Annotated in this window: 18 protein-coding genes; 13 read left to right on the forward strand and 5 right to left on the reverse strand. The window is 59.3% G+C overall.

Features of this window, described 5'->3' with window-relative positions; translation table 11 throughout:
• Positions 1 to 348: 348 nt before the first annotated feature.
• Both GE543_RS26245 and GE543_RS26250 read right to left on the reverse strand, forming a co-directional pair.
• Entirely contained in the window at positions 349 to 822 is a 474-nt protein-coding gene (locus GE543_RS26245) for a YchJ family protein (RefSeq protein ID WP_003412870.1), read from the reverse strand.
• Positions 823 to 825: 3 nt separating this feature from the next.
• On the reverse strand, positions 826 to 1,323 hold the full coding sequence (locus GE543_RS26250; protein ID WP_003314411.1) for a DUF6231 family protein: 498 nt from the start codon (positions 1,321 to 1,323) through the stop codon (positions 826 to 828).
• 643 nt (positions 1,324 to 1,966) lie between these two features.
• On the opposite strand from GE543_RS26250, the gene GE543_RS26255 reads away from it, so the two are divergent.
• The 8 genes from GE543_RS26255 to GE543_RS26290 all read left to right on the forward strand — a co-directional run bounded on the left by GE543_RS26255 (position 1,967) and on the right by GE543_RS26290 (position 9,287).
• On the forward strand, positions 1,967 to 2,644 hold the full coding sequence (locus GE543_RS26255) for a hypothetical protein (RefSeq protein WP_003412868.1): 678 nt from the start codon (positions 1,967 to 1,969) through the stop codon (positions 2,642 to 2,644).
• A gap of 24 nt (positions 2,645 to 2,668) precedes the next feature.
• The gene (locus GE543_RS26260; RefSeq protein ID WP_371927276.1) at positions 2,669 to 3,556 is read left to right on the forward strand and encodes a 2Fe-2S iron-sulfur cluster-binding protein; all 888 of its coding nucleotides are present in this window, start codon (positions 2,669 to 2,671) and stop codon (positions 3,554 to 3,556) included.
• 14 nt (positions 3,557 to 3,570) lie between these two features.
• On the forward strand, positions 3,571 to 4,782 hold the full coding sequence (locus GE543_RS26265; RefSeq protein WP_153222711.1) for an acetyl-CoA carboxylase biotin carboxylase subunit family protein: 1,212 nt from the start codon (positions 3,571 to 3,573) through the stop codon (positions 4,780 to 4,782).
• Entirely contained in the window at positions 4,779 to 5,942 is a 1,164-nt protein-coding gene (locus GE543_RS26270) for an acetyl-CoA carboxylase biotin carboxylase subunit family protein (protein WP_046235749.1), read from the forward strand. Before GE543_RS26265 ends, GE543_RS26270 begins: the two co-directional genes overlap by 4 nt.
• A gap of 15 nt (positions 5,943 to 5,957) precedes the next feature.
• On the forward strand, positions 5,958 to 7,055 hold the full coding sequence (locus tag GE543_RS26275) for an arginine deiminase family protein (protein ID WP_153222712.1): 1,098 nt from the start codon (positions 5,958 to 5,960) through the stop codon (positions 7,053 to 7,055).
• Between the two features lie 15 nt (positions 7,056 to 7,070).
• On the forward strand, positions 7,071 to 8,018 hold the full coding sequence (locus GE543_RS26280) for a DMT family transporter (protein ID WP_153222713.1): 948 nt from the start codon (positions 7,071 to 7,073) through the stop codon (positions 8,016 to 8,018).
• Positions 8,019 to 8,260: 242 nt separating this feature from the next.
• Entirely contained in the window at positions 8,261 to 8,536 is a 276-nt protein-coding gene (locus GE543_RS26285; protein ID WP_003402324.1) for a DUF1145 domain-containing protein, read from the forward strand.
• Positions 8,529 to 9,287: a hypothetical protein gene (locus tag GE543_RS26290; RefSeq protein ID WP_003412857.1), complete on the forward strand. Its 759-nt coding sequence runs from the start codon at positions 8,529 to 8,531 to the stop codon at positions 9,285 to 9,287. The genes GE543_RS26285 and GE543_RS26290 overlap by 8 nt, the downstream gene beginning before the upstream one ends.
• A gap of 66 nt (positions 9,288 to 9,353) precedes the next feature.
• Here GE543_RS26290 and GE543_RS26295 read toward each other — a convergent pair whose 3' ends face one another.
• From GE543_RS26295 to GE543_RS26305, 3 genes are all read right to left on the reverse strand, one after another.
• The gene (locus GE543_RS26295) at positions 9,354 to 10,385 is read right to left on the reverse strand and encodes a purine nucleoside permease (protein ID WP_003402328.1); all 1,032 of its coding nucleotides are present in this window, start codon (positions 10,383 to 10,385) and stop codon (positions 9,354 to 9,356) included.
• Between the two features lie 26 nt (positions 10,386 to 10,411).
• Complete coding sequence (locus GE543_RS26300) at positions 10,412 to 11,374, reverse strand: nucleoside-specific channel-forming protein Tsx (protein WP_153222714.1); 963 nt, start codon at positions 11,372 to 11,374, stop codon at positions 10,412 to 10,414.
• Between the two features lie 180 nt (positions 11,375 to 11,554).
• Positions 11,555 to 12,019: a CopD family protein gene (locus GE543_RS26305; RefSeq protein ID WP_003314423.1), complete on the reverse strand. Its 465-nt coding sequence runs from the start codon at positions 12,017 to 12,019 to the stop codon at positions 11,555 to 11,557.
• A gap of 107 nt (positions 12,020 to 12,126) precedes the next feature.
• Here GE543_RS26305 and dinG point away from each other — a divergent pair, with 107 nt between their 5' ends.
• The 5 genes from dinG (at position 12,127) to GE543_RS26335 (ending at position 18,375) form a co-directional block, all read left to right on the forward strand.
• Complete coding sequence (gene dinG / locus GE543_RS26310; RefSeq protein WP_003402334.1) at positions 12,127 to 14,271, forward strand: ATP-dependent DNA helicase DinG; 2,145 nt, start codon at positions 12,127 to 12,129, stop codon at positions 14,269 to 14,271.
• Positions 14,272 to 14,380: 109 nt separating this feature from the next.
• Positions 14,381 to 15,529 carry a serine hydrolase domain-containing protein gene (locus tag GE543_RS26315; protein ID WP_100072415.1) on the forward strand — a complete coding sequence of 383 codons (1,149 nt, stop codon included), beginning with the start codon at positions 14,381 to 14,383 and terminating at the stop codon, positions 15,527 to 15,529.
• A gap of 153 nt (positions 15,530 to 15,682) precedes the next feature.
• Positions 15,683 to 16,819, forward strand: a complete 1,137-nt coding sequence (locus tag GE543_RS26325; protein ID WP_046235743.1) for an OmpA family protein — start codon at positions 15,683 to 15,685, stop codon at positions 16,817 to 16,819.
• Between the two features lie 296 nt (positions 16,820 to 17,115).
• The gene (pdxH, locus tag GE543_RS26330; RefSeq protein WP_153222715.1) at positions 17,116 to 17,763 is read left to right on the forward strand and encodes a pyridoxamine 5'-phosphate oxidase; all 648 of its coding nucleotides are present in this window, start codon (positions 17,116 to 17,118) and stop codon (positions 17,761 to 17,763) included.
• A 147-nt stretch (positions 17,764 to 17,910) separates the two neighbouring features.
• Positions 17,911 to 18,375 carry a glycine zipper 2TM domain-containing protein gene (locus tag GE543_RS26335; RefSeq protein WP_003412844.1) on the forward strand — a complete coding sequence of 155 codons (465 nt, stop codon included), beginning with the start codon at positions 17,911 to 17,913 and terminating at the stop codon, positions 18,373 to 18,375.
• Positions 18,376 to 18,456: the final 81 nt, after the last annotated feature.

The following is an 18,456-nucleotide window of genomic DNA, read 5'->3' on the forward strand; positions in this document are numbered from 1 at the left end:
AGGGCGAAGGAACCCGACGAAGTCGGGCCGGAAACGGAGCTGCGGGTTTTGCCTACTTTGGCCCCATCAAAGTAGGTCGCCGAGGGGCGAAAAGGTGAACTGAGCCGAACCTCAATCCACCTGACATCACAGAACTGCCGTGTGACGCGGAGCGTCACGAACTGCATTCCCACGCGGAGCGTGAGGAACGATAGGCAGGGGGCGAAAGGTGACCTGAGCCGAACCTCAATCCACCTGACATCACAGAACCGCCGTGTGACGCAGAGCGTCACGAACTGCATTCCCACGCGGAGCATGGGAACGATAGTCAACCGCGGAGTTCTCGACGTTCAAGCAAAGAGCCGCAACTCAGTCCACATAAGCCGAACAGCATTTCTTGAACTTCTGCTCACTGCCACACGGACACGCATCATTACGCCCAGCCTTCAACGGCACGGTTGAATCGATAAAATACCAGCGCCCCTGATTCTGCACGAACGACGAACGCTCCTTGTGACTGTGCTCACCATTGCCATCATGCCAGCGAGCGGTAAACGTCACGAACGCATGCTCCGGCTTGCCGCCGAACACCTCCGAGCTTTCTACCTCCAGCCCCAGCCAAGTGCTCTGCGCACTCCACTGAGCGATAGCCTCACGGTCCAGCCCGCCTTGCTGCACCGGCAGCGTGGTCTGGACCAGATAATCAGTCAGCCCCAGCACATAGGCGCTGTAACGCGAGCGCATCAGCGTTTCCGCACCGGGGGCAGGCTGACCTGCGTGATAGCGACCGCAGCAGGCCAGCAACAGATCGCCGCTGCCGCAGGGGCAAATGGCACTACTCATAGGTCACCACCAATACTTTCCAAAATTCTCCGGGTTGGCCCAGTACTTCGCGTTCAGCCAGTCGGGCACCTGTTTGTACTCACGCAAGTCGTACGTAAACAGGTTCAGCACCTGCTCGTCACGGGCGAAGCGTTCGCTGGACTGCAGCGCCAGCGAGAAAAAATCCGTCTCCTGCCAACCGCAGGCCTGCAAGTCGGCGAGCACCGCGATGCGGCTGGCGTTGAGGTTGCGGATGCCACCCAACAATTCCAGGCCGGTGCGCTTGGGGATGTGTTCCAGACAATCGACCACCAGCGCCAGATCGAAACGTTGTGCGGCCAGATGAGCAGGCAGCGCACCGGGTTCGGCCAGCGCGACCTCGGTCTGCGGGTGGGCCTCCTGAAAGGCTTGCAACGCCGGAAACGCCTGAGCGCCGATCAACAGCAGGCGCTGCGGCGCGTAGCGATCGAGCAGGGCAGCCAGCGCTTGTTGGGGCGTACGGTTCGAGTAGCCGACGGTCATTGAAAGTCCTCTGGTTAGCTGACAAGACTAGCCTGCCCGGCGAGGTCTGGAAAGCATCGTTCACGGGCTTTCAGCTGCAGCGACCGAGTTATTAAGCCATTTGGCAGATACTTAGATTATAAAGTTACTTGCAAGCTGTTTTCAGACGCATTAGGATCCGCAACACAAATTGGATCCCAAGAGTGGCTGCATGGACGCGACGTATAAACACCTACTATGTAACTCAATTGTAATCTCTGCGATGCCTTGATAAAGGCGTGGTATGTGCTGTGTGTCCGGCGGGCACGCAGAATATTCTGGCCATGGGCTATTAGACGTGCAACGTTCATTATTATGGACCGTCTTTCTGTGCGCCTTGAATACGTAAAGCGATGATATTGCCCGGGCCATTCGGGTGCGTGTCAGTGACGGCTGTTAAAAAACACCGGTTGTTTAGCTGCCGCCTCTGGCAATAGGCAAGGGCACTGGTTTGACGTCATTTTTTTATTTTACGCAATCGTTGTTTGACCTATCGATCAGCTTTCGCTCGCGGTTCTGGCCGTCGGTCATTTGTTTTGTTGTGCTACGGATAACACGATTCAGCAGGGCGCTGAATATTAAATATCATTAAGCCATTAATGATTAACATGGAGAGAAGCAACCGATGATATCCACCGCTGAGATGCTAAAGACGCTTGAAAGCACTGTTGATGCCTGCCTGGAAGCAGAATTCAAAAAAGACACCGTCATGGGCGAGTTCCATAAAGGCGACTGGTTCAATGAGTCTTACTACAAGCGTCATATCCTGGAGTGCGTGATCCGCATTCACATGAACAACGAACTGGACGCACGTGCTGTACAGGTTGCGGCAGTCGACAACATTTCCGCCGCCAAACAATTGTCTTACTATTTGTATGATGAGTTCGGCCACGACGAAATGTTCGGTCAGGACCTCATCACGTACGGCTATTCTCCTTCCGATGTTCAGGCGCAGTTCGCCTTTCCGGAAACCTGGAAACTCATGGGTTACCTGAACTTCTGCGTCAGCAAGTTCGGGCCTTTGTCCTCGATTACCTGGGACTGGTTCCTCGAATACTACGGCGACAAGTACAGCTCGTTCATCACCCAGAAGGCCAGTGCCAGCATGGGCCAGCCAGCGGTCAGCGGAGCGGCTTCGCACGTGGCTTTCGACGAAGCCGAGGACCACAGCGGCATGATGAACAACATGCTGGCGTCGGTTATCAAGGACGAGAAGGATCTGCAAAAGGCTGTCGTTCATATCAAGGCATTCATACCGATGGTCGGTGAGTACTTCCAGGCCCTGCGTGCAGCAACGCTTTAATACACCTTACTCAGGGTTGGTGTAATGGCAATCTACAGTGTTCGTATTGGAGACCAGACTTACACCGCCGAGAGTCAGCAACCCCTTACCGATGCCCTTCCTCATGAAGCGTTGGTAAGGGGGTGTCTCAAAGGGGTGTGCAGAGTGTGCAAGTGCACACTTGTTTCGGGGCGCGTTCTGGAACAGGGAAAGGTCGTTGCCTTGAATGAAGCCTTTCTGCCATGCGTCAGTCGTGCTGAAACGGATATTGATATCCGTGTTGCGATCAGCACCTTTCATAAGGCCAGGCTGAAAAGCAAACGGATGCTGTCCGGGCAAATCATGGAAGTCGTGCTTGAGGTAAAAAAGGTTTTCTATAACGCCAAGTCGGTCATCAGCTTGAAATACCCCGAGGGTTCAGCGGTGCGCAGTTATTCCGTGGTCACCTTGGGTGGCAAGGATTACGACAGCCTGACCTGCCATGTGAAGTTGCGTGAGGGAGGCTTGTTCTCGGCGTTACTGGTGCAGTGGCCAGTGGGCGAACCGCTGGAGTATTCAATTGCAAGTCCTGCCTTGCCTGTTTATGAGCAGTCCCTGAGTCGTTTGAATGTCGTGAGCGGTGGAAGTGGAATGGGCGCCGCATTGAGTCGTGCGCAGGAACTGGTGGCGAAGTACGGTATTAGTGAAGTTGCCATTTACGCCGTCAATCGTGCAGGCCTCAGCGATTATCACGCAGGGTGTATAGAGATTTTCCGCAAGACGGTTGAATGCGACGTTCATGTAACCAATTTTCCCTTTTCCGAATGGACCCACCCTGACTTCGCCATTGGCGACCACTTGATGCACGACACGCTCACCATCGGCGTCGGGTCGGATGGGGTGATCGGCAAGTTAAAGAACCTTCCCTTATGTGAACTTGAAAGTTTTGGATAGTCGGAGACTGAGCCATGTCCATCGTTGTCATTGATCCTGTTTCATCCGGCATTAACTATATCAATGCGGCGCAGCAACTGGGCGTCGGTGTCTATGTGTTTTCCTGTGACGGTGGCGAGCAGGAGCTCAACGCAGAGTTGCGGGCCAAGGTACGTCAGGTGATCAAAATCGACACCGGTGATTTTGATGCACAGCTGAAGAAAATCAATGAGTTGGGAGACATCCGCGCCGTTCTTCCCGGTGTGGAGTACGCCGTGCCCATGGCCGCGCGCCTGGGGGCTGCGTCAGGCACAACGCATCTGCACGACAGTGCAGTAGAGAAAGTGCGCAACAAATTCAATTTCCGCAGCCGGCTGACTGAGGCGGGGCTGAGCACGATCGGCTTTTTCCTTCTGGATGCCCATGCGCCGGTAGCTGTGTCGGAGGGCTTCAGCTTTCCGGCGGTGGTCAAGCCGATCGATATGGCGGGCAGCATCGGTGTGCGCAAGCTCTACAGCCATGAAGAGTTGATCGAAGCGGTGGAGACGTTTCGTCAATCACTGCCCGACGACATCGGCTTTACTGCCAGTGGCCGGCTGATTGTCGAAGCGTACATTCCCGGCACTGAATACAGTGTCGAAGGCATCGTGCGCAGCGATGGCAGCGTCACCCTTGCGTCGATAACGGAAAAACTGCTCGGCTCGGAGCCGTACTTCGTCGAAGTCGGTCACATCGTGGGCCAGGGCTATGACGAAGGGTTTCGCAGGGTGCTGACCGACTATTCGCTGGCGGTGCTTGAGGCCATAAAGCTGAACGTCGGGCCCTTCCATCTGGAGTTGCGCGTCACGCCACAAGGCCAGCCGGTAGCGGTTGAACTGGCGGCCCGCCTTCCAGGCGACAATATCGTCGAGCTGATCAGGCGTGCCAGCGGCATTGACCTTGCCAAAGAGACGCTGTGTGAGTACCTGGACATCGACAGTCGGGCCGTGCCATGTGCGAACGGCGTCAGTGCCATCGCCTTCATCCCCCGAGGCGACAAGAGCGAATTTACCGAGCTGCAGGGGCTCTCCGACATTTTCGACAGTCCTTATTACCTTTCGCATCAGGTCTATTACCGATCCGGCGACGCTCTGGGCTCCGATCAGGACTGGACCTCAAGAATCGGCTACGTCATGTTCGGCGGTGCCGACGAGGCGCTTGTAAGAAGCCTTGTCGGGCGGGTACACACAGAGGTTGGAATCGTATGAAGCATGTCCTGATCATCAACCGCTATGACGACGAGCTTTCGGACTACCGCAACTACATCGATCACTCACAGGTCGATGTCTCCTACATATCACTGGCAGGGCACTCGCGGCTGATTGATCCGCAGGTCAGCGCCAACGTGGTCGAAGTCAACGCACTGGACGCCGATCTGATACTTCAGGAAGCGCGGGCCATTCATCGTCGTCAGTCTGTCGATTTCGTGATCGCCTTTTCGGAATACGATCTGGACGCCGCGGCGCTGGTGCGTACCGAATTCGACATACCCGGTGCCAAGGTCGCCGATAACCTGCTGTGCCGTAACAAGGCGAGCATGAAGGAAGCATTGACCGGTTCTTCGGTTCGTTATCCTCAGTATCGGAATGTAGCGTCGCGTGGCGGCGTCGAAGCCTTCTGTCATGAGCACGGCTTTCCGGTCATCCTCAAGCCCCAGGTTGGCGCGGCCTCGGACGGCGTGGTGAAGATCGAGCGCCTGGAAGACATACCCGACCTGCCGGATTTCAATGGTTACGAAGTCGAAGAATATATAGAAGGCGATATCTATCATGTCGACGCGATACTGGCGGCCGACAGCATGCCGTACTTCAAGGTGTCCAAGTACCTGAACACCTGCCTGGACTTTCGCAACGGCCTGCCGCTCGGCTCGGTCACAGTCGATGACCGGGCGTTCATCGCGCGAGTGCGCGCGTTCACCGAAGAAGTCTGCCTGCGTCTCAACTTGCACAACCAGGCCATTCACCTGGAAATCATCGAACGTCGTGGCGAGCTGGTGTTTCTGGAGATCGGCGGTCGAGTCGGCGGCGGTGAGATTCCGTTTGTCGCGTTACGCAGCGAGGGGATCGACCTGTATGAGCTCTGGACCCGCGCCGCGCTGGAAGTGGCTATCGCTCCGGTAGACACCCGAATCACCGGTTTTCTGATGATGCCCAATCCGTTCCGCGGCGGGTTCACCTTCGATCCGCTGATGGAACTCTCCCATCCGCTGCTGACCTATAGCAGCGTGCAGTCCCAGGGCGATTCAAATGCGTTCAGCTACGAGGATATCCCCGCCAGATTGCACTTCGCCGCCGACAGCCAGGCTGCGATAGAGCAGGCCATTGTGCAGTGCATGAATATTTTGCAGACGTCGATTCGCGCAACCTGATTTCTGGAACCCTGAATGAAAGTGCTCCTGCAGCTTCCCTCTGTCGTGCAGCCTGTTTCCATGTCGGTATTCATGGAATCGCAGCAGCCGTATTCGCTTCGGCAGGCAGATGCCGATGTCATGGCTCTGGCCAGCTCTTTCAATGCAGCGGGTTTCCCGACCGTTTTCCTGTCCGATGCGCTGTTCAGCGAAGACGGTCCGCAGGTGGCCATTGAGGACATGCGGCAGTTGGCAAGGCGTGCGTTGCGCTTTGCCGACAATGTCGAACACGGGCGCCAGCAGCTTGCTCACCAGCAATTGCTCCGCTGCAGTCGGCAGGAGCTGGCCGAGATCATCATCAACCAGCCCGAGCTACGGCTGCATTACGATGACGAGTTGGGCCGAATCAGTCCGGACGCTACCTACGAGAGCTACCGCATTCAACCGCTGTACGGGCTTCTGTTTCCGCGGGACCACTTCATGAACGTCGGCGGGCAGCCGGTTTTTGGGCGCCTGAAGCGTCAGGACAGGGCGCGCGAGGTGGACGTGGTGAAGCAGGTGGTCGCTGCTCATGGTCACGTTCCTGTCGAACTCGATCAGGTGCTCGAGGGCGGTGATTATCTGGAAAACGAACACGTATCCGTGATCAACACCGGCTTTCGTACCGAGGCCCCGGTGCTCGAGTTCTTGCTGGCTTCAAACCTGCTCAAGGGCGAGGTTGTGCTGGCGGTGCAGGACATATGGCGTAATCCCGAACAGTTTCACCTGGATCACTACGCCTGCCTGCTGCGCGACGCCCTGCTGATCGACGCGACAAGAGCGGACGCAGCCGACCGTTCCCTGGTCAGCGTTTATCGGCGCATGTCATCGGGCTGGCAACTGACTGGCAAGGACCTGACGTTTCGCCAGGCAGCACAGGTAGCGGGTATCGGGCTGATACCGCTGGACGACGAAATGATGGCGGCATGGTGCGCGAATGCATTTTCATTGGGCAATCATGTCTGGATCGATCAAAACGCACCGGTACGCCTGCTTGATCAGCTGGCTGAGCTTGACTGTCATGTTCATCTGATCGCCTGCACAGAACATCAAAAGCAGTTCGGCGGCATTCATTGCGCCACTCAACTCCTATAATTTCGAGGGATCGTCATGAAAGTGGGCAATAAGGCGTTTCTGCCTGTTCTGGCACTGGTCATAAGTACCATCGGTGTGGCCTCCGCCATTGCGTTCGTCAAGCTCAGTGAAGTGGATGCCACGTCTACCCTGATGCTGCGAATGTTCATGGCGGGCGGTATGGCCTCTGCGCTGGCTGCGTGGCCAGCAGGTAAAAACACTGAGGCCGGGACTGTCGGTACGGCGCGCAGCCGGCGGGCGATGCTCTGGCTGCTGGTATTGTCGGGCGTGGTGTCGTGTGTGGATCTGCTGTCCAATCACTGGGCGGTCAAGCTGACCAGCATGGCCAACACCTCGGTCCTGATGAACCTGTCCCCGGTGTTCGTGGCGCTGCTGTCCTATCTGTTCATGAAAGAAAAAATCGGCGTCTATCAAGTGTTGGCGCTGGCCCTGAGTATCGGCGGGGCGTGTCTGCTGGTGTTTGACGGCAGTGCCAGCGTGGCGTTTTCCAGTCAGAGCGTGACCGGCGACCTGCTGGCCCTCAACTCCGCGCTTTTCTATGCGATCTACCTGATCCTGATCAAGTCGTTGCGCGACTGCTTCACATCTCGCAAGATCATTATCTGGAACAGCTTTACCTGTGCAGTGCTGTTACTGCCCATCGCTTTGCTCACCAGTCCGAAGATTCTCCCGGACACCGTGCAGGGCTGGGTGGTCATTGCGTTGCTCGCGCTGATCAGCCAGCTTCTGGGCCATGGCCTGATGGCGTATGCACTCAGGCACGTCGATGTGGTGCTGGCCTCTGTTTCGGCACTGGCCCGTCCGGTGGTGGCGATTCTGATCGGGTTCTTCTTTTTCGATGAGCAGCTCACGTTCGTGCAGTGGGTTGGCGTTGCTGCGGTATTGGTAGGTGTCTGGTGGTACAAGCGTCCGGTGCCGGTGGTGCGTCCAGTCGTCCAGGCCAAGACTCCCAGCGAGGCCTGACAGGCTCGATACACCAGAGATCCTGCAAAAAGCCCTGCATCCTTTGTGACAGGGCTTTTTGGTGTCCGCTATCCTTGATTGCGGTACTGCCGCACACAAACATTGTCTTGCGTCGAGATCATTCCGGATCTTTTTCAACACACCGCTGGCATATTCGGCGTACAGCACGTCTACTGTGCGGCGACGAAAAGCATGCGAAGACTGCAATTTCGTAACGGATCATGACAAGGGGTGGGCGGGCAATGAAGGTGTTTTGGGGGCTGGGAAAGATATTGATGCTGGGCTTCTGGCTGGTGGTGCTGGTCAACGCGGCGATCGAGGCGCCCAGCCCGTTTGGCGTGATGATCGACATGGCCGGCGCGGTGCTGTTGTTGACTCATTTGCTGGAGCTGATTCTGTTCAACGGCAGCCTGCGCGGTCGCCGGCATCCGTGGCGCGACCGGGGCAAAATCATCCTGTTCGGCATCTTTCACGTTCAATCCATCGGCCGTCCGGTCAGGGGGCACACTCATGCGTAAGCTCGTTCTGTTGGCAGCATTGTTCAGCCCTCTGGCCATGGCCCAGGCAATTATCGTTGCTCCGCACTCGCTGATGCGTCTGCCTGGTAACAGCAGCGTTCTGCAGGTCGAGCGCCTTGAAGTGGCCGACTACGGCACTCTGCTGATTCCGGCCGGTATCGATGATGTGAAGATTGGCGAGCTGGTGCTGGGGCATGAAGCGCGAATTGCCATCGTTCCTGGTGTGCAGGCGTTCAACATGGTCGTGCTGCACGGTGAGTTCGGCACCGGCAGCCAGATCACCGCACGCGGCGCACCGGGTACTTTCGAGAAACCGGCACGGCCAGGGCGCAACCTGACCCTGCGCCTGCAGAGCCTGAATGCCGAAGAACTGTCGATTGACGCCCGCGGTGGTGCAGGCAGCCCAGGCTATGCCGGGCTGGACGGCGGCACGGGCGAAGACCCTGGTTGCACCTGGGGCCAGGCCGGGCGTGGTTATAACGGCGACAGCGGCGGTAATGGGCATGACGGCGCTGCGGGCGCGCAGGTTCGTCTTGAACTGCCACAGAGCTATCCGGCCGAACGCATCAAGGTGAATGTCGCAGGTGGCGCAGCGGGCAAGGCTGGCGAAGGCGGCAAGGCAGGCAAGGGCGGTGCGTCCAAAGGCTGCATCGTCTACCGCGCTGAGGGCGGCAAGGCTGGCAGACAGGGTGAGCCCGGTCTGCCAGGTGCTCCGGGACCGGCAGGCGCGTTGATCCTGCAACGTCTGTAACCTGCGAGCTGTCCGGATCAGGCGCAAGGCCATGATCCGGACAGTCGCGAATCGCTTCACATCACGTTATTGCGGTACGCCTTTTTCCCAATTCTTCCAGTCGCCGACAATTGCCTGCACCAGCGGGTTACCGGTGCGGTAGAGGTTTTCCAGCGCCGGGACGAAGGCACCCTGATCGGCGTACTTGAGCAGGTTGTCCACTTCGCTGTAACCCGGATACGGACGATCGAAGTCGGAGCCCGCGCGCACGACAGCCAGGCGATTGACATCGACCTTGCCGGCCTTGCTCGCTCGCAGCAGAGCCTCGTAGGTGGAGTTATCCTCTTGCTGCGTGGTGCAATACTCGCCCTTACCGTCGGTGAGCAGCTTGGTCCAGACTTCCGCACGCTCGCTCAGACGCGTCCCGGAAAACCAGGTATTACCTGCCAGCGTGTCGCACTGCGTGACCTGCGGCGGCTGGTTGGCAGGCGCATAAGGGTATTTGACGCGCCAGGCCGCGGATTCCTTGCTTTCGCTGAGTGTCACCTTGTGCGACAGGGCAAACGCCTTGGCCTGCAGCTTGGGGTTGAGCTCGAAGACTTCGGTCTTGTAGTCCAGCGGCGGTTTCTCGTTCGGGCCTTTGGTGTTGATGCCCAGATAACCGGTCGGCCAGTCCTTGGGCACATCGCGGGAGTCGATTTCCCACTGCGTGCCGAACTCCACCAGATAATGCGCCCAGGCAGTGGTGCCGAGTGTGCCGCGGTGCGGGTTGATGCCGGCAATGCCCGCGACAATGAAGTAAGTCTTGCGCAGGTCGAATTGCGGCGACAGGGCCAGCGCCAGGGTCGATGCCGCAGCGTTGGTCTGGCCCATGCCGGTGACCAGCAGGCAGACGTCCTGATCATTGCAGCGGATGGCCGGGTACTCGGCGGCAAGACCGGGCACCTGGATTTCCTTGGTCAAGTGCAGCCGGTCGATCCAGTTCTGTGCTTCGGGCGCAAACATGGCGACCAGCATGACCTTGGGCGTGACCGGTGCAACCGGTGCGGTAGCCGCCCAGACAGCCGGGCTGAGCAGTGCCAGCGTGGCGCACAGTGTGTTGCGAGTGGTGTGTTTCATGAAAACTCCTGTCGTCATAATAAGGTTCAGAACTGGTAACCCACGCCTGCGTAATAGCCCCAGCCGTCGGAGCGCGCGCGGAAGTTGCCATCGCCGAAGTTCAGCTCGCTGCCGTCCTGCCAGTTGCCGCCATTGTGGAAGTAGCGGCCAACCAGGGTGAAGCGCAGGTGCGTGAAGGCGTAAAGCAGCACATTGGTAGCGACCGTGGAGTTGCCGGTGCGTGCCGGATCGTTCTTGAGGTCCGAGCCAAAATCGAAGTTGGTGAAGCCGATGTAGGTCAGCGAGGCGCCGTTGTCGAACGTGCTGATCGGTACGATGTATTTGAGCTGGGCGCGATAGCCGTCCCACGAATACTCGTTGCTGGCGCCGTAGTTCTCCCACTGGTAGCGGCCATAGAAGTTGGCCGACAGATTGACCCGCGAGTGGGTATCGATGTCGGTGCCCAGGCCGCTGTACAGGGTGTTGGCCCGGTTCGCCGTATTGCTGCCGTGGTCGTAGATCCAGTCGAAGGCGACGTACCATTCCTTGAACGGTCCGATGGCCAGACTGCGCCCGGCGAGGTAGTCGATCGAGACGCGTGGCTCGTGCTCCATGAACAGCGGCGAGCCATGGTCCCAGACGCCCTTGTCATTATCATTGCCGATGCCGAGGATCTTCGGTACGTCGACATAGCCATACAGCTCGAACGGCCCTTTGCGGCCGAAGTATTCGTACTCCAGGTAGATGTCATCGTTGGGCTTGGGGCCGAAGCTGATGTCCTTGCTGCCGATCAGCGTCAGGTCCTGATTGAACCAGTCTGAAAAATACGCGCCTTTACCTTCCTTGGGCGAGGCGGGCGGGCTGAGTGCTTCGCCCTGCGCCGAGTCTTCGGCCGCGGCGGGCTGTGCCAGGACGCTGGTACAGGGCAGCGCTGCGGCGGCGGCAGCGAACAGCAGGGGCATAAAGAATCTTGAGGGCGTTGCGGGTGGAGTGAACGGCGGCTGTGGCATTGAAGCTCCTTTTCGTGGGCGCGTACTGCTGATCGCAAGCGTTTGCACAGCCCATGCCAAACTGTTTCAAGATGTTGAATGCCTTGGATATCAGGCACAGAAGATGACCGATCGGGCAGGAAAACGCCCGCAAGCTGTGCGCGGTGTCACCGCCAGTGCCCCGCGATGTTCCGTTTTGCCTCAAAGGCCCGGACGCGCCGCCGCCAGCATGACCACGGCCAGACCGATAATCAGATTGATGCCGACCAGGCGGCGGATATTGCCCAATGCCGCCGCGCCCTCGGCCCACTGCTCGGCTTCCACGGCACGACGCAGCTCCGGCAGTTGCAATGACTGGATACGCAAGAACAGCGCAACCATGACGACGTACAGGCCCATCATGATCTGCACATAACGCGGCGCGGTTTCAAAGCCGGTGAAGTTGAGCTGAATCATGCCGATGCCGGTTATCGGCAGCAGCACCACCGCAGCCCAGACCCAGGCGAAGAAGCGCGGAAACACCTGGACCCACACTTTCAGGCGAGAAGGGCCTTCAAGTGCTGCAATGACTGCTGGGCGCAACACCATCCAGGCGAAAAACATGCCGCCAACCCACACCAGGGCAGCCAGCAGATGCAATGTATAGACAGTAGAAAAAGCGGTCATCGGACACTCCGTTCTGCGCGGATGGATTTAGCGCGCTATGATAGCGCCCACTCAGAACTACTGAAAATTTATCCAGCCTTTTTAGCCGTGCCCCCGAACCGAAGCCAATGATCAGTACCGAACTCAAAACCCAGATCCAGGGCGCTTACTCGCGTTTCCTCGAAGCCAAGAGCCTCAAGCCACGCTATGGCCAGCGATTGATGATCGCTGAAGTCGCCAAGGTGCTGGGGGACATTGACACCGATGAAGAGGGCCGTCGTTCGGGCGATCCTGCGGTAGTGGCGGTCGAGGCCGGAACGGGTACCGGCAAGACCGTGGCCTACGCCATCGCCTCGATTCCCACCGCCAAGGCGGCCGGCAAGCGGCTGGTGATCGCCACCGCGACCGTCGCCCTGCAGGAGCAGATCGTTTACAAGGACCTGCCGGACCTGATGCGCAACAGCGGTCTGAATTTTACCTTCGCCCTGGCCAAGGGGCGCGGGCGTTACATGTGCCTGTCCAAGCTCGACGCATTGCTGCAGGAAAGTGACGCGACCAACGCGACCGCGCAGCTGTTCGAGGAAGAAGGCTTCAAGATCGAAGTCGATGAGGCCAGTCAGAAGCTTTTCACCAGCATGTTGCAGAAGCTGGCGGGCAACAAGTGGGACGGCGATCGCGACAGCTGGCCGCAGGAACTCGCCGATCAGGACTGGGCGCGTCTGACCACCGATCACAGCCAGTGCACCAACCGGCACTGCCCCAACTTTCAGCAGTGCGCCTTCTATAAGGCGCGTGAAGGCATGGGCAAGGTCGATGTGATCGTCACCAACCACGACATGGTGCTGGCCGACCTGGCACTGGGCGGCGGTGCGGTGCTGCCGGACCCGCGTGACACCCTGTATGTATTCGACGAGGGGCATCACCTGCCGGACAAGGCCATCGGCCACTTTGCCCACTACACCCGATTGAAATCGACCGCCGACTGGCTGGAACAGACCGCCAAGAACCTCGCCAAGCTGCTGGCCCAGCATCCGCTGCCCGGCGATCTGGGCAAGCTGATCGAGCAGGTGCCGGAGCTGGCGCGCGAAATCAAAGGCCATCAGCAGTTCATGTTCGGTGCCTGCGAGCAACTGGCGGATTTCCGCGCCGGTGAAGACATGCAGGGCCGCGAGCGTCCACGTCACCGCTTTGTCGGCGGCGTGATTCCCGAGCACATCCGCGAGATGGGTATCGAGCTCAAGAAGGGCTTCGCGCGCCTCGACGACCTGTTCACGCGTTTGACCGAGCTGCTCAAGGAAGGCATGGACGGTGAGGTCAACATCGGCATCGCCAGCCATCAGGCCGAAGAATGGTATCCGCTGTTCGGCAGCCTGCTGGCCCGCGCGCATGGCAACTGGGAATTATGGACAGCCTTCACCGCGGAAGACCCGGAAGACAGCCCGCCAATGGCGCGCTGGCTGACCCTGGCCGACAGCGGTGCAATGTTCGATATCGAGGTCAATGCCAGCCCGATCCTGGCGGCGGAAATGCTGCGCCGCAACTTGTGGAACATCGCCTACGGGGCGCTGGTCACCTCAGCGACCCTGACCGCGCTGGGCAAGTTCGACCGCTATCGCATGCGTGCCGGCCTGCCCAAAGGGGCGGTGACCGCCGTGGTACCAAGCCCGTTCCATCACGCAGATGCCGGTGTGCTGCGCGTGCCGGACCTCAAGGCCGATCCGCGTGACTCGGTGGCGCATACCGCCGCGATCATTCGCGACCTGCCCGGTCTGGTGGAAGGTTCGCGAGGCACGCTGGTGCTGTATTCGTCGCGCAAGCAGATGCAGGATGTCTTCGACGGCCTGGACCGTGACTGGCGCAAGCAGGTGTTCATTCAGGGCAACCTGTCCAAACAGGAAACCCTCAACAAGCACAAGGCACGTGTCGACAGCGGCGAGTCCAGCGTACTGTTCGGGCTGGCCAGCTTCGCCGAGGGTGTGGATTTGCCCGGCGCCTACTGCGAACACGTGGTCATCGCCAAGATCCCGTTCGCGGTGCCGGATGACCCGGTCGAGGCCGCGCTGGCCGAGTGGATCGAGGCGCGTGGTGGCAACCCGTTCATGGAGATCGCCGTGCCCGACGCCTCGTTGCGTCTGGTGCAGGCCTGTGGCCGCTTGCTGCGTACCGAAGAGGACCGCGGCACCATCACGCTGCTGGACCGACGCGTGGTCACTCAGCGCTATGGCAAGGCGATTCTCAATGCGCTGCCACCGTTCCGCCGGGAAATAACCTGAGCCAAAGATGAAGAGCGTTTCACATCTGTTCCCAAAGCGCTCGATCGCTGAAACAATACGCGCCATTTAGCCTGTCGTCGGGCTCATGTTGCCAGTCAGGAGTCAGCCGTTGCAGATCCAGGGTCATTACGAACTTCAATTCGAAGCAGTACGTGAAGCCTTTGCGGCGCTCTTTGACGACCCTCAGGAGCGCGGCGCTGCCTTGTGCATTCAGGTTGGCGGGCAGACCGTCATCGATCTGTGGGCGGGCACTGCCGACAAGGACGGTGCCGAGGCGTGGCACACCGACACCATTCTCAACCTGTTCTCCTGCACCAAGACTTTTACCAGCGTGGCCGTTCTGCAACTGGTCGAAGAGGGCAAGTTGAAGCTGGACGAACCCGTGGCCAGGCTCTGGCCTGAATTCGCCGCGGCGGGCAAGGCTTCCATCACTCTGCGCCAATTGCTCTGCCATCAGGCCGGGCTGCCCGCGTTGCGTGAACCATTGCCTGCCGAAGCGCTTTACCAGTGGGACACCATGACCGCCGCCCTGGCAGCCGAAGAACCCTGGTGGACACCGGGTCAGGGGCATGGTTATGCGGCGATCACCTATGGCTGGCTGGTGGGCGAGATGCTGCGCCGCGCCGATGGTCGAGGCCCGGGGGAGTCCATTGCTGCGCGTATCGCCCGCCCGCTGGGGCTGGATTTTCATGTGGGCCTGGCGGATGACCAGTTTCATCGCGTGGCCCACATCGCACGCGGCAAAGGCAATGCCGGTGACGACGCTGCCCAGCGCGTGCTGCAGGCGACGATGCGTGAGCCGGCTTCGATCACTGCCAAGGCGTTTACCAACCCGCCGTCGATCATGACCAGCACCAACAAACCGGAGTGGCGCCGCATGCAGCAACCGGCGGCCAACGGCCACGGCAATGCGCGCAGTCTTGCCGGTTTCTATAACGGTCTGCTCGATGGCAGCCTGCTTGAAGCAGACATGCTCAATGAGCTGACTCGGGAACACAGCCTCGGCCAGGACAAGACATTGCTGACCTCGACCCGTCTGGGACTGGGCTGCATGCTCGATCAGCCGGGCGTTGCCAACGCGACCTACGGCCTGGGGCCCAAAGCCTTTGGCCATCCGGGGGCGGGCGGTTCGGTAGGTTTTGCCGATCCTGATCACGAGGTTGCCTTTGGCTTCGTTACCAATACGTTGGGGCCCTACATTTTGATGGACCCACGTGCTCAGAAACTGGTCGGGGTTCTGCGTGAGTGTTTGCAGTAAGTATCGGCTATAAGTGCTTGTTTCATACCGACTGTCAGTTAAATGGCTGTAACAGGAACCGTACGACGGTTTCTTTTTCCAACTGCATCTTTATGCATGTTATACCGGCGTAGTTACGTCCTTCTGTCTGATCAAAACCGTTGCGGGTTACCCATGTCGTCTAATAAAAGCCTCGTTCTCGCCCTGTGCATCGCCGTGACCGGCTGTGCCCAAACCCCACAATCCGACTCTGCTGCAACCGGAGGCCATTGGTGGCAGTTCGGTTCCGGCAGCGAGTCCGCTGACGCAGGCACCGCTGCCAAGGCCCCGGCACCGAGCCCGGCGCCCGCTCCGGTTGCCAAGGCTGCTGCAACGCCGGCACCTGCGGCAGGTGCTGAAAACAGCGCGCCGTGGTACTGGCCGTTCGGTTCGAACGATAACGCGCAGGCCAAACCTGATGCCGTGGCCGACAAGCCGGCAGCCAAGCCCGCTGCGCCGGCGATGGTTGCCAAATCGGAGACTGACACCAAGTGGTGGTGGCCGTTTGGCAACGATTCCGCCAAGGACGAGCCGAAAGCGCTGCCGATGCCTGATCCGAAAGTGACCCAGGCCTGGCTGGACGAGTACGAGCCGCGCCTGCGCGCTGCAATCAAGGACAGCCCGTTCCAGCTTGAGCGTCGCGAAGACCTGCTGGCAATCACCGCGCCAGTCGACAGCTCGTTCAACCCTGACCGTCCGGCCATGCTGCTGCCGAACACGCTGGGTCCGATCACCCGTCTGGCCAAGGTGGTCGAAGGCGATCAGAAAACTGCCGTGCTGATCCTCGGTCATGCCGACACTTCGGGTCCTACCGAAGCCAACCAGAAGATCAGCCAGGAGCGCGCGCAGTCGGTTGCCGCGATTTTCCGTCTCAGTGGCCTGGAGCGTAACCGCCTGAGCCAGCGTGGCATGGGTGCGGTGATGCCGCGTGCCGCCAACGACAGCCTGCAGGGCCGTGCGCTCAACCGCCGGGTCGAGATCCTCATGACGCCGCAGGACACCATGCGCGCGCTGATGGCCCGTTATGCGCTGCCGCCGGTTGCTCCGGTCATGGTTGCCACCCAGGACGTCAAGCCAGTAGCGCCAGCACCTGCTGCCGCGCCTGCCAAGAAAGCCGCCGTGGCGAAGAAAGACACTGCCAAGAAAGCGCCGGCCAAGGCCAGCACTGCCAAAAAGGCAGCGCCTGCCAAGACCACCGCAGCAGCTAAAAAACCAGCAGCGACCAAGGCCAAGGCGCCCGCCAAGAAAGATGACAGCCAGGCCAGTAACTGAGGCCTGGTTACCTCACGACTTTCGTCTCCACGCTCCGCGCTTTGCGTTGTGCACAAGTCCTGAATAGCCTGAAAAACAAGGCTTTCAGGCTTCTGCCCGGAGGGCGTGGGAGCGAACTTGTTCGCGAAAAGGCCGGTACAGTCTGCGAAATGTATCGTCTGAATCACCGTCTTCGCGAACAAGTTCGCTCCCACGGCCTTCGGCCAGAATCAAAAACGAATGTGTGATAACGGCGAGCGCCGAGCCTCGTAACGAGAGTTAGCTAACGTTCATGATATCTGCGCAGGAATGAAACCATGACTCAGACCCTGGCCGACATGCGCCGTGATTACACGCGCGACGGGTTGACCGAAGCGCAATCGCCGGACGAGCCCTTTGCACTCTTTCATGCATGGTTTGCCGACGCGGTGAACACCGAGCAGCCGCCGGTCGAGGCTAACGCCATGACATTGGCGACGGTCGATGAGCAAGGACGTCCACATTGCCGCGTCTTGCTGCTCAAGGGCCTGGACACTCAGGGCTTCACGTTTTTCACTAACTACGAGAGCGCCAAGGGCCAGCAGATCGCTGCACGTCCATTTGCCGCGATGACTTTCTTCTGGCCGACACTGGAGCGCCAGGTGCGTATCGAGGGTCGGGTGGAGAAAGTCTCTGCGCAAGAATCCGACGCTTATTACCAGGTGCGCCCTCTGGGCAGCCGTCTGGGTGCATGGGCCTCGCCACAGAGTCGCGTGATCGCGGATCGCGACGAACTGGAAGGCCTGATCAGACAGACGGAACAACGCTTCGCAGACACCCAGCCACACTGCCCCGAGCACTGGGGTGGCTATCGTCTTTTGCCCGAGCGGATCGAGTTCTGGCAGGGTCGCTCCAGTCGACTTCACGACCGTTTGAACTATCGTTTGATAGACGACAGATGGACACTCGAGCGCCTTGCACCCTGATTGAATTATTCGTTTGGCCAATCGTCTGAGCGTTATACGGGCCGTGGCTGTATGAGGCCTGAATCAATTTAATTTGCAGGCTCGGGGCCGTGACAGCACCTTTGTCGGGTAGTCTAATGGCCACTGATTCCTCTGGAGATTCCTTTTATGCGCAAGTCTGCTCTTCTGGTTGCTTCGTTCACTGCCATGGCTCTGATGCTGGGCGGTTGTACCTCGAATCTGACCGGTGATTCCTATTCCCGTGACGAGGCCAGGACCGTACAGACAGTTCGCATGGGGACGATCGAATCCTTGCGTCCGGTCAAGATCGAGGGCACCAAGACCCCGATCGGCGGCGCGGCGGGTGCAGTTGTTGGTGGTGTGGGCGGCAGCGCTATCGGTGGCGGTCGCGGCAGTATCGTGGCAGCGGTCATCGGTGCAGTGGCCGGTGGCCTGCTGGGTTCGGCGACCGAGGAAGGCCTGACCCGTACGCAAGGTGTCGAAATCACCGTGCGTGAGGATGACGGCAGCATGCGTGCCTACGTGCAGCAGGTTCAGGAAAACGAGATTTTCCGGGTTGGCGAGCGCGTGCGCATCATGAGCGTCAACGGCACCAGCCGCGTTACCCACTGATCTGCAACACCGCACAGCAAAACCCCGAGCCGCAATGCTCGGGGTTTTTTATTGCCGGGCGTGAATGCTCCCACAAGGCTT

Origin of the sequence: Pseudomonas sp. SZ57 (assembly GCF_009495975.1) — a bacterium.
In the GTDB taxonomy this organism is placed as follows: Bacteria; Pseudomonadota; Gammaproteobacteria; order Pseudomonadales; family Pseudomonadaceae; genus Aquipseudomonas; species Aquipseudomonas syringae.